The sequence below is a fragment of the Komagataeibacter oboediens genome (genome assembly GCF_003207815.1).
GTDB classification, from domain to species: Bacteria; Pseudomonadota; Alphaproteobacteria; order Acetobacterales; family Acetobacteraceae; genus Komagataeibacter; species Komagataeibacter oboediens.
Genome location: NZ_NKTX01000006.1, coordinates 26,515 through 40,842, shown reverse-complemented (window position 1 = coordinate 40,842; position 14,328 = coordinate 26,515). Strand labels below are relative to the sequence as shown.

The 14,328-nt window shown below is 65.1% G+C and carries 14 protein-coding genes; 10 read left to right on the top strand and 4 right to left on the bottom strand.

Annotation, left to right across the window (positions count from 1 at the left end):
• Positions 1-9 precede the first annotated feature (9 nt).
• Positions 10-666, top strand: coding sequence for a histidine phosphatase family protein (locus CFR80_RS05430; RefSeq protein WP_110507144.1), 657 nt, complete (start codon positions 10-12; stop codon positions 664-666).
• Here the strand turns inward: CFR80_RS05430 and cobS are convergent.
• Entirely contained in the window at positions 563-1,315 is a 753-nt protein-coding gene (gene cobS, locus CFR80_RS05425; RefSeq protein ID WP_010513166.1) for an adenosylcobinamide-GDP ribazoletransferase, read from the bottom strand. The two genes, CFR80_RS05430 and cobS, sit on opposite strands and share 104 nt — an antisense overlap.
• Complete coding sequence (gene cobT, locus CFR80_RS05420; protein ID WP_010513165.1) at positions 1,312-2,340, bottom strand: nicotinate-nucleotide--dimethylbenzimidazole phosphoribosyltransferase; 1,029 nt, start codon at positions 2,338-2,340, stop codon at positions 1,312-1,314. Before cobT ends, cobS begins: the two co-directional genes overlap by 4 nt.
• Between cobT and cobU the strand changes: the two genes are divergently transcribed.
• Genes cobU through CFR80_RS05405 form a run of 3 tightly spaced genes read left to right on the top strand, consistent with a single transcriptional unit; the run spans position 2,339 to position 5,036 of the window.
• The gene (gene cobU, locus CFR80_RS05415; protein WP_010513163.1) at positions 2,339-2,932 is read left to right on the top strand and encodes a bifunctional adenosylcobinamide kinase/adenosylcobinamide-phosphate guanylyltransferase; all 594 of its coding nucleotides are present in this window, start codon (positions 2,339-2,341) and stop codon (positions 2,930-2,932) included. The two genes, cobT and cobU, sit on opposite strands and share 2 nt — an antisense overlap.
• Entirely contained in the window at positions 2,929-3,537 is a 609-nt protein-coding gene (gene cobO, locus CFR80_RS05410; RefSeq protein WP_010513162.1) for a cob(I)yrinic acid a,c-diamide adenosyltransferase, read from the top strand. Before cobU ends, cobO begins: the two co-directional genes overlap by 4 nt.
• Complete coding sequence (locus tag CFR80_RS05405; protein WP_010513161.1) at positions 3,537-5,036, top strand: cobyric acid synthase; 1,500 nt, start codon at positions 3,537-3,539, stop codon at positions 5,034-5,036. Before cobO ends, CFR80_RS05405 begins: the two co-directional genes overlap by 1 nt.
• Before the next feature lie 94 nt (positions 5,037-5,130).
• On the opposite strand, the gene cbiB is transcribed toward CFR80_RS05405, so the two are convergent.
• On the bottom strand, positions 5,131-6,150 hold the full coding sequence (gene cbiB / locus CFR80_RS05400) for an adenosylcobinamide-phosphate synthase CbiB (protein WP_110507155.1): 1,020 nt from the start codon (positions 6,148-6,150) through the stop codon (positions 5,131-5,133).
• Positions 6,151-6,520: 370 nt separating this feature from the next.
• Here cbiB and CFR80_RS05395 point away from each other — a divergent pair, with 370 nt between their 5' ends.
• The 6 genes from CFR80_RS05395 (at position 6,521) to CFR80_RS05370 (ending at position 13,631) form a co-directional block, all read left to right on the top strand.
• Entirely contained in the window at positions 6,521-7,216 is a 696-nt protein-coding gene (locus CFR80_RS05395) for a gluconate 2-dehydrogenase subunit 3 family protein (protein ID WP_010513159.1), read from the top strand.
• Positions 7,213-9,000 carry a GMC family oxidoreductase gene (locus CFR80_RS05390; protein ID WP_010513158.1) on the top strand — a complete coding sequence of 596 codons (1,788 nt, stop codon included), beginning with the start codon at positions 7,213-7,215 and terminating at the stop codon, positions 8,998-9,000. The genes CFR80_RS05395 and CFR80_RS05390 overlap by 4 nt, the downstream gene beginning before the upstream one ends.
• A 5-nt stretch (positions 9,001-9,005) precedes the next feature.
• A complete protein-coding gene (locus CFR80_RS05385; RefSeq protein ID WP_010513157.1) occupies positions 9,006-10,343 on the top strand; it encodes a cytochrome c in 1,338 nt (445 codons plus the stop codon).
• Between the two features lie 86 nt (positions 10,344-10,429).
• A complete protein-coding gene (locus CFR80_RS05380; protein ID WP_010513156.1) occupies positions 10,430-11,638 on the top strand; it encodes an L-dopachrome tautomerase-related protein in 1,209 nt (402 codons plus the stop codon).
• Between the two features lie 44 nt (positions 11,639-11,682).
• The gene (locus CFR80_RS05375; RefSeq protein WP_010513154.1) at positions 11,683-12,759 is read left to right on the top strand and encodes a quinone-dependent dihydroorotate dehydrogenase; all 1,077 of its coding nucleotides are present in this window, start codon (positions 11,683-11,685) and stop codon (positions 12,757-12,759) included.
• Positions 12,756-13,631 carry a TIGR01459 family HAD-type hydrolase gene (locus tag CFR80_RS05370; RefSeq protein WP_010513153.1) on the top strand — a complete coding sequence of 292 codons (876 nt, stop codon included), beginning with the start codon at positions 12,756-12,758 and terminating at the stop codon, positions 13,629-13,631. The genes CFR80_RS05375 and CFR80_RS05370 overlap by 4 nt, the downstream gene beginning before the upstream one ends.
• A 16-nt stretch (positions 13,632-13,647) precedes the next feature.
• On the opposite strand, the gene CFR80_RS05365 is transcribed toward CFR80_RS05370, so the two are convergent.
• A complete protein-coding gene (locus CFR80_RS05365; protein ID WP_010513151.1) occupies positions 13,648-14,232 on the bottom strand; it encodes a YqgE/AlgH family protein in 585 nt (194 codons plus the stop codon).
• Positions 14,233-14,328 lie beyond the last annotated feature (96 nt).

Sequence of the window (14,328 nt, the reverse complement as noted above, 5' to 3'; positions counted from 1 at the left end):
CTGGACCGGATGACAGACCGTTTTGCAATTGTGCTGGCGCGCCATCCCGCCGTTATGGGGGCGGAAGGCCTGTGTTACGGCCAACGGGACGTTGCTCTGGCGGATGGGTGGGAACGCATGGCCGATGGCCTGCGCACCGTCATGCAGGGGGTGGGGTGCCGGATTCTGTTCTCTTCTCCCGCCCGTCGGTGCCAGATGGTGGCGGAACGGGTGGCGCGGTTCATGAACCTGGACCTGAAGGTGGATTCACGTCTGCGTGAAATCAGTTTCGGGGAGTGGGAAGGCCGACCGTGGAGTCACATTTCGCGCGCGGCACTGGATGCATGGGCGGCCGACGTGGCGGGCTTTGCCCCGCCCGGTGGCGAAAGCGGCAGCGACCTGCGTGCCCGTGTCCGGCATTTCTGGACCGAAATGCAGCAGTATGGCCAGTCCTGCGCCGTCGTGACACATGGCGGCCCGCTCCGCCTCATGCACGGGATGGTCCACGGCATGCCCGGCAGCCTGCTGGCGCCGTCGCCGCCCATGGGGTCGGTGCGCGTGATCGAACAGGGGCAGCCCGGATTCAGGTCAGGGCAGCCAGAACAGCACATTCCGTCACAACTGCCGTTGCACCAAGAACGTCTCCGGTTTGGCCGCCAATCTGCTGTCGCGCGAACCGGCACATGACGGCCGCTGCCATGACCGACACGCCACAGGCAAGGGCCGCACGCGGCAGGGGCAGCAGCACGACGGCGCTTCCGGCCGCCAGGGCCATGCAGGCCGCCAGCGCGTAACCCGGCAGGCGCGTCATGGAACTGGCCAGCCCGTCGGTGCGCGCGGGCGGCAGGCGCCACAGCACCACCGTCATGGCCGCACGCGCCAGCGCACCCGCCACGGGCATGACGGTCAAGGCCATATGCCCCTGCATGGCCGCCAGCGCCGTCACCCGTACCAGCAGCGCGATCACCACCGCCATGACGCCATAACTGCCCACACGGCTGTCGCGCATGATCTCCAGTTTGCGGGCCTTGTCCCGTCCCCCTCCGCAGCCATCGGCCATGTCCGCCAGCCCGTCTTCATGCAGCCCGCCGCAGGCCAGCAGCAACATGCCGGTACTCCATCCCGCAGCCGGCAGTGCGGCGATGCCAAGCCACCGCAGCCCGGCATAAAGCAGTCCGGCACCAGCTCCCAGGCCACCGCCGATCAGGGGCCAGCACCATATGCTGCGCGTCATGGAGTAAGGCAGGCCGTCACGCGCCAGCCACCCTACCGGCAGGCGGGTCAGCAGCCCCAGCCCGCAGACAAGGTCGGCACGCAGACGGCCCATGGTGCTCATTCCTTTTCGCTGACCCGGGCCTGCGCGAAGGTCGCCATGCCGCACAGGCAGGCAATGGCGGAGCGGACAAGGGGAATGGCCAGCCCCGCGCCGGACCCTTCACCCAGCCGCAGCCCAAGGTCCAGCAGTGGCGACAGCCCCAGCGCCACTGCCAGATGGGCATGCCCACCTTCGGCCGAACAGTGGGACAGTCGGGTATGCGCCAGCCCGCTGGGGTGCAGCAGCGCCAGCGGGGCCGCCGCTGCCGTGCAGATGAACCCGTCCAGCAGCACGGGAATGTTCCTGTACCGCGCGGCGATGACCGCCCCCATGATCGCCGCCAGTTCATGTCCGCCAAGATGGCGCAGTATGGCCAGTGGATCGGACAGGTGGCCGTCGTGGCAGGCAAGCGCGCGGTCGATCACTGCGGCCTTGTGCCGTACCCCCGCATCATCCAGTCCGGTGCCACGCCCGGCCCATTTCGCGCCGCCGCCCCCGAACAGGGCGGCACACACGGCAGAGGCGGCGGTTGAATTGCCAATCCCCATCTCACCAAGGCACAGCAGGTCCGTATCCGTCCGCACGGCCTGCATGCCGGTGGTCAGCGCGCGCAGGAATGTCGGCTCATCCATGGCCGGGGTACGGGTCATGTCGGCGGTGGGGCGCAGGGCTTCGACGTCCACCACATGCAGGCGTGCGGCGCTGACGCGGGCGATCTGGTTTATGGCCGCGCCGCCATTGCGGAAATTCTCGACCATCTGGCGCGTGACATCGACGGGCCATGGTGTCACACCCTGCGCGGTGACGCCGTGATTGCCCGCAAAAACAATGATATCCACCCGTTCGGCGCGGGGGCGGTCGGTATGCTGCCACCGTCCGGCCCAGCGGGCCAGTTCCTCCAGCCGCCCCAGACTGCCGGGTGGTTTGGTCAGCTGGCTGTCATGGTCGGCAATGGCGGCATCCGCCGTCATGTCGGGCGGGGGAAGATCACGGCACAACTGGCGTAGCGCGGCCATGTCGCGTGGGAAGGAAAGACGGGATGGCATGCGCAGCGTTGTGTGGTCTTATGCGCCCGGATGCAAGATGGCGGAGGATAAAATGAAGGCGGCGGGCCAACAGGATACGATGTCCGGCATGCAGGGCTGCATTTTCGTGCTGGGGGGCGCGCGGTCGGGCAAGAGCCGCTTTGCCGAAGGCCTGTTCCCCCAATGGCCCGCGCCATGGACCTATCTTGCCACCTGTCGGCCCCATGACGGGGAAATGGCGCAGCGCGTGGCCCATCACCGTGCCCGGCGGGGGGCGGGATGGCATACGGTGGAAGAACCGCTGGACCTGCCGGCCGCCCTTGACGGGGCGGGGACATCGCCCGTCCTGGTGGACTGCCTGACGCTGTGGCTGACCAACCTCATGCTGGGCGAACACGATATTGCGGGCGCCACGCAGGCGCTGCTGGCAGCCCTTGGCCGCCGCGCGGGCCCGACCGTGCTGGTGTCGAACGAGGTCGGGCAGGGGATCGTGCCCGATAATGCACTGGCGCGCCGCTTCCGTGATGAGGCAGGCTGGCTGCACCAGTCCGTGGCGCGGGATGTCGCGCGTGTTGTTTTTGTGGTGGCTGGCCTGCCGATGGAGATGAAATGACCCTTACCCCCGAAGAAATCCGCCACCGTGAAAAAATGGCCAAACGCAAGCAGGTGCAGGACAGGGAAGTCAGCAGCAAATCCATCGAGAAGGGCCTGCTGGCGGTCCATACTGGCGCGGGCAAGGGCAAGTCCACCGCTGCCTTTGGCATGGCGCTGCGCACGCTGGCCCATGGCGGGCGCATCGTGGTGATCCAGTTTATCAAGGGGGCGTGGAACACGGGGGAACGCAAGGCGCTGGAACGCTTTGGCGATCAGGTGGAATGGCATGCGCTGGGCGAAGGCTTTACATGGAATACACAGGACCGCACCCGTGACATCGCCAACTGCCGCGCGGCATGGGATCAGGCGCGTGCCGCGCTGAAGCGCGTGGACGTGGCGATGGTGATCCTGGACGAACTCAATATCGCGCTGCGCTACGACTACCTGCCGGTTGATGATGTGCTGGCCGATATCGCGGCCCGTCCCGCCATGCAGCATGTCGTCGTGACGGGACGCAACGCCCGTCCCGCCATGATCGAGGCCGCCGATCTCGTGACCGAGATGACGCAGGTCGCCCATCATTTCAAAAAGGGCGTGAAGGCGCAGGCGGGGATCGAATTCTGATGGCGGCCCGCGCGCTCATGTTCCAGGGCACGGGGTCCAGCGTGGGCAAGTCGGTGCTGGTGGCAGGAATCGCCCGCGCCCTGACGCGCCGTGGCCTGCGCGTACGCCCGTTCAAGCCGCAGAACATGTCCAACAACGCGGCGGTAACGGCGGATGGTGGCGAAATCGGGCGCGCGCAGGCGCTGCAGGCCCGTGCCTGCGGGGCGGCGCTATCGGTGGACATGAACCCCGTGCTGCTCAAGCCACAGGGCATGACCGGATCGCAGCTGGTGGTGCGTGGGCGCATGCGCGGGCAGGTGCGGGCAAAGGATTTCCAGTCCTTCAAGCGCGGCCTGATGCCCGAGGTGCTGGACAGTTTCCACGCCCTTGCCGATCAGGCGGACATCGTGCTGGTCGAAGGTGCCGGGTCAGCGTCCGAGGTCAATCTGCGGGCCGATGATATTGCCAACATGGGGTTTGCGCAGGCAGCGGATGTCAATGTCGTGCTGGTGGGCGATATCGATCGTGGCGGCGTGATCGCCAGCCTTGTGGGCACGCAGGCGGTGGTGGTGGATGCGGACGCGCGGCGCATAAAGGGATTTATCGTCAACCGCATGCGGGGCGATCCGTCCCTGTTTGATGCGGGCATGGCGGCAATCGCGCGTATGACCGGCTGGCGGCCCGTGGGGCTGGTGCCCTTCCTTGACCGCGTGCGTGACCTGCCGGCGGAAGATGCCGCCGACCTGCATCCCGGCGGCCGGGGCGGGACACAGGGGCTGCGCATTGCGGTGCCCTGCCTGCCCATGATCGCCAATTTTGATGATCTGGACCCGCTTGCATCGGAAGACGGGGTCTGCCTGACCATGGTGCCGCGCGGGCAGGTCCTGCCGCCATGCGACCTTGTGATCCTGCCCGGTGCGAAGGCGACCATCGCCGATCTTGCGGTGCTGCGTGACGAGGGGTGGGATATCGACATCCATGCCCATGTCCGTCGTGGTGGCCATGTCATGGGCATATGCGGCGGCTATCAGATGCTGGGACGCAGCATTGCCGACCCGATGGGGATCGAGGGGGCGGCCTGCACGGTGGACGGCCTTGGCCTGCTGGATGTTGCCACCGTGCTGGAAGGCAGCAAGCGGCTGGAAGAGGTAACGGGTCGTCTGCTGCCCGAAGGCGTGGGCCTGCGCGGATACGAAATGCATATCGGCCGGACTGCCGGTCCCGATAATGACGCCCGCCCCCTGACTGATCTGGGCGGGCGGTATGATGGCGCGGTCAGCCCGTCGGGCCGGGTGTGGGGCACCTATGTCCACGGGCTGCTGGCTGATGGCGGGACGCGGGCGGCAGTGCTGGCGCGGCTTGGGGCACGCTCACACGGGCATGACCATGACGCGACGGTGGATGCAGCGCTCGATGCGCTGGCCGATCATCTGGAAACGCATCTGGATATCGACAGCCTGCTGGAACTGGCCCGTCCCGTCAGCAGGCAGCGCGAGATCGATGCGACGTTGTCCCGCTAGAATAAGAAAGTGTCCGGATGTCGCCTTCCGGCAGGCGGCCGGCATTTTCCCGAAGCGTCCTGAAAAAAGCTTCACCAGAAACGTTCTTCTGTTTTCAGGGTGTCCTGTGAACAGTCCGTAGCTTGCGGGTCAGCATGCCAGCGGCCAGGCATCCCGCCAGCGTCTGGATCAGACAGGCGCGACGGTACAGCGCCAGGGCGCGATACAGGTCTTCAGGTCGCAGGTCGGACCGGCCATCGCCCACCCACGGTTCCGCCACGCTGACGCCATCATAGGATCGTGGGCCGGACAGACGTATGCCCAGCGCACCCGCCATGGCGGCCTCGGGCCAGCCCGCGTTGGGGGATCGGTGCTGGCGGGCGTCGCGCAGCACGATGCGCAGGGCGGCACGCGCGCCCATGCCCCGCATGGTCAGGGCGGCAAGGATAATCCATAGCGCGGACAGGCGGGACGCAGGCAGATTGACCAGATCATCCAGTTTTGCCGCGACATAGCCAAAGGCTTCATGCCGGGGCGTGCGATGGCCGATCATGCTGTCTGCCGTGTTGACCGATTTATAGAAAACGGCCCCCGGCAGGCCACCTGCCGCCATCCACAGCAGCGGGGCGACAATGCCATCGGAAAAATTTTCGGCCAGTGTCTCGGTCGCGGCCCTCAGCACGGCGGCTTCATCCAACAGTTCTGGATCACGACCGACAATATGGGAGACCGCACGCCGGGCGGCGGGTAGGCTGTCCTGTGAGGCGACCGCCACGGCCTTGACATGGTCGTGCAGGGAACGCTGGGCGACAAGGGAACTGGCCAGCACCGCCGTCAGTGGCAGCGCCAGCCATCGGGGCAGGATACGGCGGATGGTGCGATTTACCAGCACTGCTGCTGCCGTCGGCACCGAGACAATCACCATGGCTGCCAGACAGCCATTGGCCCTGCGCCGTGCCGGGGTGGCATCTTTAGTATTGAGCCGCCTGTCCAGCGTGCCGATCAGCCCCCCGATCCACATGACCGGATGCCCGATCCGGCGCACAAGAGCCTGCGGGTAGCCCACGGCCATGTCCGTAACCGATGCGATGCAGGCGGTGCCAAGGCTTCCGGGGATGAAAAGGCGAATGCGCATGCCGGGGGGATAGGGTGCGTCCCGTGACCGGTCAAGGGTGCGACCGCGATGGGGGCATGTTCCAGAATAACCTTCTGAATAAACAGGGCGGAAGTTTCCGGGTGGCCCCTTGGTTGCCAGCATGGTGGCGTTTCCGGACGCCTTGAGAAACAGGCCAAACCAGAAACCTGTCCATTATCCGCAACATGTTGAAACGATCTGTCGAAAAAGGGGCTGGCTCTGGAAAAGTTTATCTATAGGCCGTTTTTTCATGATCATATTTTCTTGCATTAATAAAAATGTCGAAAAAATGGTCTAGGCATTTATCCGGACCTCACGGATATAGTGAGCGTTCGGATCAGGAATGACATGGCATAGCGGGTAGGCATTTTTGGGTATTGGTGGTTTACGGTTCATTTCGTCGCGGCGGCAGTTCATGCGGGGACTGGCGGGAATTGCCGCATGTGGTACATCCCTTGCATCCCACCCGGCGCGATCGCGTCCGCCTGCGCCCTATGTCCCGCGTTTTTTCACGTCCGCCGAATGGGCGTTCCTGATCGCCGCGTGTGACCGCCTGATCCCGGCCGATGAAAACGGTCCCGGCGCGCGGGCGCTGGACGTGCCCCGCTTCATCGACATGCAGATGGACACCCCCTACGCCTTCGGGGCGCAATGGTACATGCTGGCCCCGTTCGTGCAGGGGCCGGATAACCTTGGCTACCAGCTGCCCTATGCCCCGCGTGATCTGTACCGGCGCGGTATCGCAGGCATGAATGCACACGCCGCCACCCGTCACGGCAGGCCGTTTGCCGACCTTGCGCCCGCGTTGCAGGACGACCTGCTGCGTGGGGCCGAGAACAACAGGCTGGTTTTTGGCGATATTCCATCCAGTGTGTTTTTTGACCAGTTGCTGGCCAATGTAATGGAAGGGGCGTTTTCGGACCCCGTGCATGGCGGCAATACCGGCCTTGGTGGCTGGACCATGCTGGGTTTTCCCGGTGCGCGGGCGGATTTCATGGACTGGGTGGACCGTTACGGCGCGCATTACCCGCTGGGCAGTGTGTCCATATCGGGGGAAACAGCATGAGCGACGATGCACGCAGGCTGAAGCCGGTTGACGTGGTGATCGTCGGCGGCGGCTGGGCCGGGTCGATCATGGCCAAGGAAATGACGGAAGCCGGACGCTCGGTTGTCATGCTGGAGCGTGGCCCCGACCGCAGCACCGCGTCGGAGGGGGCCTATCCCGCGTCGATTGACGAGCTGGAGGCCAATTTCCGCTATAAACTGTTCCAGGACCTGTCGAAGAACACCGTCACCATCCGCAATAACAGCCAGCAGACGGCGCTGCCCTATCGTCGCATGGCGGCCTTCCTGCCCGGTGAGGGCGTGGGCGGCGCGGGCCTGCACTGGTCGGGCGTGCATTTCCGCATCCCGCCCGATGACCTGCGGATGCGTTCGCGCGTGATCGAGAAATATGGCGCCGGCTTCATCCCCGAAGGCATGAACCTTCAGGATTACGGCGTCACGTATGAGGAACTGGAACCCTTTTTCGACAAGGCCGAAAAGGTATTCGGCACGTCGGGCGAACCCTATATGATAAACGGGAAGGTGGTGGGGAAGGGGAATGTGTTCTCTCCCTCGCGTTCCGACCATTTCCCGCTGCCCGCGCTGAAGGATGTCTATACCGCCCATCTGTTCCGCAAGGCGGCGGAAGAAGCGGGATTCCACCCCTATTCCCTTCCGGCGGCCAATGCGTCGCGCCAGTACGTCAATCCCTATGGCGCGCAGATGGGACCATGTAATTTCTGCGGGTATTGCAGCGGATATGCCTGTTACATGTATTCCAAGGCATCCCCCAACGTGAACATCCTGCCGGTGCTGCGGCAGCACCCGCTGTTTGACCTGCGCGCAGGCTGCCATGTGCTGAAGGTCGAACTGGATGCGGATGGCAGGCGCGCGACCGGGGTGACCTATACCGACCCCGACGGGAAAGTGGTGACCCAGCCTGCCGAAATGGTCATCCTGACCGCGTTCCAGTTCCATAATGTCAGGCTCATGCTGCTGTCGGGCATTGGCAGACCGTATGACCCCGTGCGCAACGAAGGGGTGGTGGGCCGTAATTTCGTTTACCAGAACGTGACGACCAGCACTGTCTGGCTCGACCGGGGTGTCGAGACGAACCAGTATATCGGTGCAGGTGGCGGCGGCGTCGCGTTTGATGATTTCAATAGCGAAAACTTCGACCACGGCCCGCTGGGGTTCGTGGGCGGATCGCCGGTATGGGTGAACCAGGCGGGGGTGCGCGCCATTGCCGCCGCCCATTCCGGCGGACCGCCGGGCACGCCGCGTTGGGGCAGTGCGTGGAAGGCGGGCATGATCGATACATACCGCCATTCCCTGCGCATTGACGCCCATGGGTCGAACATGGCGTACCGCGATGTGTATCTCGACCTGGACCCGACATGGAAGGACGCGTACGGACAGCCGCTGCTGCGCATGACGTTTGACTGGAAAGACAACGACATCCGCATGAACCGCTACGTGGTGGACAGGATTGGCGATGTAGCAAAGGCCATGGGTGCGCGCCGCGTCAACCTGACAAAGCGCGAATTCGGCAGGCCGTTCGATACCCGGCAGTACCAGACCACCCATCTGGGTGGTGGCGCGGTCATGGGTAGTGATCCCGGTACCAGTGCGCTCAACCGTTACCTGCAGTCGTGGGACGTGCATAATGTATTCGTTATCGGGGCCAATGCCTTCCCGCAGGGAACGGGATACAACCCGACCGGCATGGTCGCCGCACTGGCGTACTGGGCGGCCCACCACATCCGCACGACCTATCTTGCCAGTCCTGGGCCGCTGGCGGGATGAGGGGCATGACGAAGGGAACGTGGCGTGCCCTGCTGGCAGTCGTGCTGGCGGTGGCGACAATGGGGGCTGGGTCCGCACGGGCGCAGGATGATGCGCAGCACGATGCGGTGGTGGCGCGCGGCGCCTACATGGCCGTCGCTTCCGATTGTGCCGCCTGCCATACGGCATCCGGCGGCGCGCCGTTTGCCGGCGGGCTGGCCTTCAACCTGCCGACCGGCACGCTGTATGCCCCCAACATCACCCCCGACCGGCAGACCGGCATCGGCCAGTATTCCGAAGCCGAGTTCCGTCGGGCCCTGCGCCAGGGCATCCGCCGTGACGGGGCGACGCTGTATCCGGCCATGCCCTATCCATCCTATGCGCGCCTGACGGATGAGGACGTGCATGCGCTGTATGTCTATTTCATGGATGGCGTGAAGCCCGTTGCCCACAGGGTGGTGCAGGATGGCATGTCATGGCCGATGTCCATGCGCTGGCCGCTTGCCATCTGGCGCACCCTGTATGCCCCCGACCCGAAGGACGTGCGGCGCGACATGGACCGCCGCACCTTTGCCGACCCGCTGGTGGCCCGTGGCAGCTATCTGGTCGAAGGGCCGGGTCATTGCGGTGCCTGTCACACGCCCCGCGCCCTGACCATGCAGGAAAAGGCCCTGACGGCGGCGGACGGGCCATTGTACCTGTCGGGCGGGGATGCGGTGGATGGCTGGCGTCCGGTCAGCCTGCGTGGCGAAAACCGCACCGGGCTGGGGCGGTGGAACGAACATGACATCGTGCGTTTCCTGGCCACCGGGCGCATGCCGCTGGGCGCGGCCTTTGGCGGCATGACGGATGCCATCGGCCATGGCACGCAGCACATGACGGATGAGGACCGGCTGGCGATCGCGCGTTACCTCAAAACCCTGTCCCCCACGGCAACCCAGGTTGCGCAGGGCTGGACCTATGATCCCACGGCAACCGATGCCCTGCGCGCCGGGAACGTGTCCGCCCGTGGCGCGCGGTCCTATGTCGATCGCTGCGCCGCCTGTCACCGTACCGATGGCCATGGCTATCCCACCACTTTCCCACCACTGGCGGGCAACCCGGTGGTCATGGACCCCAGGCCGGATTCCCTGATCCGTATCGTGCTGGAGGGGAATGTCCTGCGCGCAACGCGTCAGGCGCCTTCGGCCTTTGTCATGCCCGGTTTCGCGGCAAGCATGGATGACGCGGCCGTGGCGGATACCGTCACCTTCATCCGCGCGGCATGGGGAAATGACGCACCCGCCGTAACGACTGCGGATGTGGGACGGATACGGCGCACGCTGTCGCCCGAACACCCACCCATATCCCTGCCCATGAACTGATTGTGAAGTCCGGGTCAGGGCGGGGCCGATTGCCCTTGCCACCCGGACTTGCATGAATGGCGGAATAGCCAGCGTCAGGGGAGACGATGACCATGTCCATGCACAGGCGTGACCTGTTTCGTGCCATCCTGCCACTGACCATTGGCATCGGCGACGTCGCCCGTGCGGCAGAACCGGCGCATGAGGCCACCAACCGCGACCATGGCGTGGCGTCGTCCGGTCCGTTTGAAATCGTTGCCCGGTTTGACGGGCCCGGCCCGTCGGGCATCGCCGTGACCCATGGGCGCATATTTGTCGGGTTTCCCCGGCATGCGGTCAATCACCGCGGGGCGACCCTTGCGGAACTGAAGGGCGGCCGGCTGTATCCCTATCCCGATGCGGCGCACAGCATGCCGTCCGACCAGCCGCCGGCCACCCGCCTCATGTCGGTACATGGCATGACCACGGATGCGCGGGGACGGTTATGGGCCATTGATGACGGCAAGCTGGCGGGACAGCCACTAGTGCCGGGGGCGGCGAAGGTGATCGGCATCGACCCCGAAACGGACCGGATTTTCGCCAGCATCATCCTGCGTGCGCCGACCCTGCTGCCGGATAGTCACATGAACGACCTGCGGGTGGACCTGACGCATGGGGCGCAGGGTACGGTGTACGTGACCGATTCCTCCTTCGGCCTGTCGCCCGCCCTTGTGGTGGTGGATATTGCAACAGGCCGGCAGCGCCGGGTGCTGGCGGATCATCCCTCCATCCAGGCGCAGCGCCCCTTCATGGCGGTGGTGGAGGGACGGCCACTGGTGTTCGATCCCCCGCTGCACCCACCCGGCTTTGTCTGGGGTGGGGTGGACGGCATTACCCTGTCGCCTGACAGCAGCACGCTGTACTACAGCCCACTGACCAGCAGGCGGCTGTACAGCATTCCCACCAGCCTTCTGGCCGATTTTTCCAGAACCGATGCGCAGCTTGCCGCCGGGATACGCGACCTGGGGGAAAAGGGCGTGGCCGATGGTCTGGCGAATGATGCGAAGGGACGCATCTACACCACCAATTTCGAACACGACGCCATCTTTCGCCGCAATGTGGACGGGACGTTCGACACCATGGTGCATGACCCGCGAATCCTGTCCCCCGACGGGATATTCGTTGATGGCGATACGGTGTACTGCACGCTGGGGCAATGGAATCGGCTGGGTGGGCTGAATGGCGGGCATGACCTGCGGGCGCCGCCCTATTACCTGATCCGCTTTCCCACCGATGCACCGGCGGCTGTTGACGCGACAAAGCCCGCGCATGGTTAGTTGCCCCTTTCCCCCGGCGCTGAATTGCGGCAACACTTTCTGCCATGAATATTATGTCGCGTATGATCCTGCCGCTCATGCGGTGTCTGGAACCCGAGGCCGCCCATCGTATCGCCCTTGATGCCCTGCAGCTTGGTCTGGGCGGGGTATCCTGCCCGGGCAATGATGACCCGGCGTTGTCGGTACGGGCCATGGGCCTGCGTTTTCCCAACCCCATCGGCATGGCGGCCGGGTTTGATAAGAATGCGCTGGTCGTGCGTCCGCTGGCACGTTCGGGCTTCGGCTTTGTCGAAGCCGGGACCGTAACCCCCCGCCCGCAGCCCGGCAACCCGCAGCCACGCCTGTTCCGGCTGACGGAAGACCGCGCCATCATCAACCGTATGGGGTTCAACAATCAGGGCATCGACCGTTTTGCCGTGCGCATGGCGCGGCTGCACCGCGTGTCGTCGCCGCGCCGTACGCCCGGTGCGCAGGTGCCGGTGGGTGCGAACCTTGGCATCAACAAGACCGGTGCGGACCCCGAGCGCGATTACCCCATGCTGGTCGGGCGCGTGAAGCATTATGCCGACTATATCGTCATCAACCTGTCATCGCCCAATACGCCGGGCCTGCGCGACCTGCAGGAAGCAACGCGCCTGAAGGGCATTCTGGATGCCATCAGCGCCGCCCACCCCGAACGGCCGCCGCTGCTGGTCAAGATCTCGCCCGATATCGCGCATGATGACGTGAGCGCGGTGGTCGAAGCCGCGATTGCCGGTGGCGCGCAGGGGCTGATCGTGTCCAACACCACCCTTTCACGCCCGGCGGGACTGCGCAGCCCGGATGCGGGCGAAGCCGGTGGCCTGTCCGGTCGCCCGCTGCGCGCGCTGGCGCAGGATATGCTGACCCGCGTGGCGACCGTGGCGGCTGGCCGCGTCGCACTGGTGGCCTGTGGCGGGATAGAGACCGGTGCGGACATCGTGGACCGGGTGCGTGCGGGTGCCGACCTTGTGCAGATCTACACATCCTATGTTTACGAAGGGCCGGGCATCATCGCGCGGCTGAAGGCCGAAACCCTGCGTGCATTGCGTGCGCATGGCTTCGAGACACTGGCGGACGCAAAGGGTAGCGCGCTCAAATGAAATGGCATGACGGGCTGTCCACGCTGAACGGCGATTATGACGGATACATCCTTGACCTGTGGGGTGTGGTGCACAATGGCGTGCAGCCCTATCCCGGTGTTCTGGAATGTCTGCAGCGCCTGCGCGAGGCAGGCAGGCGTGTCGTGCTGCTGTCCAATGCGCCGCGCCGGACTGCAACGGTGGAGCCAAACCTGCGTCGCATGGGCATCAGCGCCGACCTGTATGATGCCATCATGACCAGTGGCGAATGCACACACCGCATGCTGGCCAGCCGGGATGACCCGTGGTTCGCCGCACTGGGGCGGCGCATGATCCATCTGGGCCCGGAAAAGGACGTTGATGTCTATGCCGGGCTGGACCTTGATGTGGTCACCGATCCGGCCAATGCCGATTTCGTGCTGAATACCGGACCGGATGCCGAACTGGGGGAAGAAGACATCGCCCCCTACCTGCCGCTGCTTGAACGCTGTGCCGCCCATGGCCTGCCCATGATCTGCGCCAATCCTGACCAGCAGGTGATCCGTGGCACGCAGCGTCTGATCTGCGCGGGGGCCATGGCCAGCTGGTATGCGGAACATGGCCGCGACGTGCGCTGGATCGGCAAGCCCTATACGGAGGTATACGGGCTGGCGCTGTCATTGCTGGATGTGCCGCGCGACCGGGTTCTGGCGCTGGGCGATGCGCTGGCGACCGACATGCGCGGGGCGGCTACCGCAGGTATTGATGGCTGCTGGGTGCTGGGTGGTATCCACCAGGAAATGCTTGGCGGGAACTGGGAACAGGGGCGCAACCCGGATTACGACCTTGCGGTGGAAGAAGCCTCCGCCGCCGGGCTTGCGCCGGTCGCCTGCGTGCCGTCCCTGCGCTGGTAGGGACGGCTGCCCTTGGTCAGGCGTGACCGGGGGCGGTGCTGTACCATGCCGGATCGATATGCACGCTGGCCAGCGCCTGCCGCCATTTGGCGTTGTGGTCCGGCCCGAATACGATGTTTTCGGTGGCCGGTGCCGCGATCCACGCATCATGGCGCAGCATCTCTTCTTCCAGCCGCCCTGCTTCCCAACTGGCATGGCCCATGGCCAGCAATGCATGGGCCGGACCATTGCCATCGGCAATGTCACGCAGCACGTCCAGGCTGGCGGTCAGGGTGGTGGCGCGGTCCACCGGCAGGCTGCCGTCGCCGCTCCAGTCCGATGTATGCAGCACGAATCCGCGCCCGTTATCCATCGGCCCGCCTGCGCACAGGTTGATGCGGCGACGTGGCGGCACGGGGGCAATGCCAAGCTGTTCGAGCACATCATCAAGGACGGGCTGGGACAGGCGCCGGTTGACAACAAGGCCCATGGCCCCATCCTCGGGGGAATGGGCGCACAGATAGACGACACTGCGCGCAAAGGCGGGATCCGTCAGGGCAGGGGTAGCCACCAGCAGGTGGCCGGTCAGGCTGCAGCCCGGAGTTGTCGTGAAGGAAGCCATACACAACCATAGAACCGGATTTGCCTTCCTTTGCAACTATTTCAGACGTTACCCGCAGGCTGATTGTTCTCAATGACGGACGCCGCCCGATATGCA

What these genes read in the sequence shown, in the direction of transcription:
- CFR80_RS05430 (WP_110507144.1), top strand. Translation starts at nt 10, where the DNA reads ATGACAGACCGTTTTGCAATTGTGCTGGCGCGCCATCCCGCCGTTATG.
- cobS (WP_010513166.1), bottom strand. Translation starts at nt 1,315, where the DNA reads ATGAGCACCATGGGCCGTCTGCGTGCCGACCTTGTCTGCGGGCTGGGG.
- cobU (WP_010513163.1), top strand. Translation starts at nt 2,339, where the DNA reads ATGCGCAGCGTTGTGTGGTCTTATGCGCCCGGATGCAAGATGGCGGAG.
- cobT (WP_010513165.1), bottom strand. Translation starts at nt 2,340, where the DNA reads ATGCCATCCCGTCTTTCCTTCCCACGCGACATGGCCGCGCTACGCCAG.
- cobO (WP_010513162.1), top strand. Translation starts at nt 2,929, where the DNA reads ATGACCCTTACCCCCGAAGAAATCCGCCACCGTGAAAAAATGGCCAAA.
- CFR80_RS05405 (WP_010513161.1), top strand. Translation starts at nt 3,537, where the DNA reads ATGGCGGCCCGCGCGCTCATGTTCCAGGGCACGGGGTCCAGCGTGGGC.
- cbiB (WP_110507155.1), bottom strand. Translation starts at nt 6,150, where the DNA reads ATGCGCATTCGCCTTTTCATCCCCGGAAGCCTTGGCACCGCCTGCATC.
- CFR80_RS05390 (WP_010513158.1), top strand. Translation starts at nt 7,213, where the DNA reads ATGAGCGACGATGCACGCAGGCTGAAGCCGGTTGACGTGGTGATCGTC.
- CFR80_RS05385 (WP_010513157.1), top strand. Translation starts at nt 9,006, where the DNA reads ATGACGAAGGGAACGTGGCGTGCCCTGCTGGCAGTCGTGCTGGCGGTG.
- CFR80_RS05380 (WP_010513156.1), top strand. Translation starts at nt 10,430, where the DNA reads ATGACCATGTCCATGCACAGGCGTGACCTGTTTCGTGCCATCCTGCCA.
- CFR80_RS05375 (WP_010513154.1), top strand. Translation starts at nt 11,683, where the DNA reads ATGAATATTATGTCGCGTATGATCCTGCCGCTCATGCGGTGTCTGGAA.
- CFR80_RS05370 (WP_010513153.1), top strand. Translation starts at nt 12,756, where the DNA reads ATGAAATGGCATGACGGGCTGTCCACGCTGAACGGCGATTATGACGGA.
- CFR80_RS05365 (WP_010513151.1), bottom strand. Translation starts at nt 14,232, where the DNA reads ATGGCTTCCTTCACGACAACTCCGGGCTGCAGCCTGACCGGCCACCTG.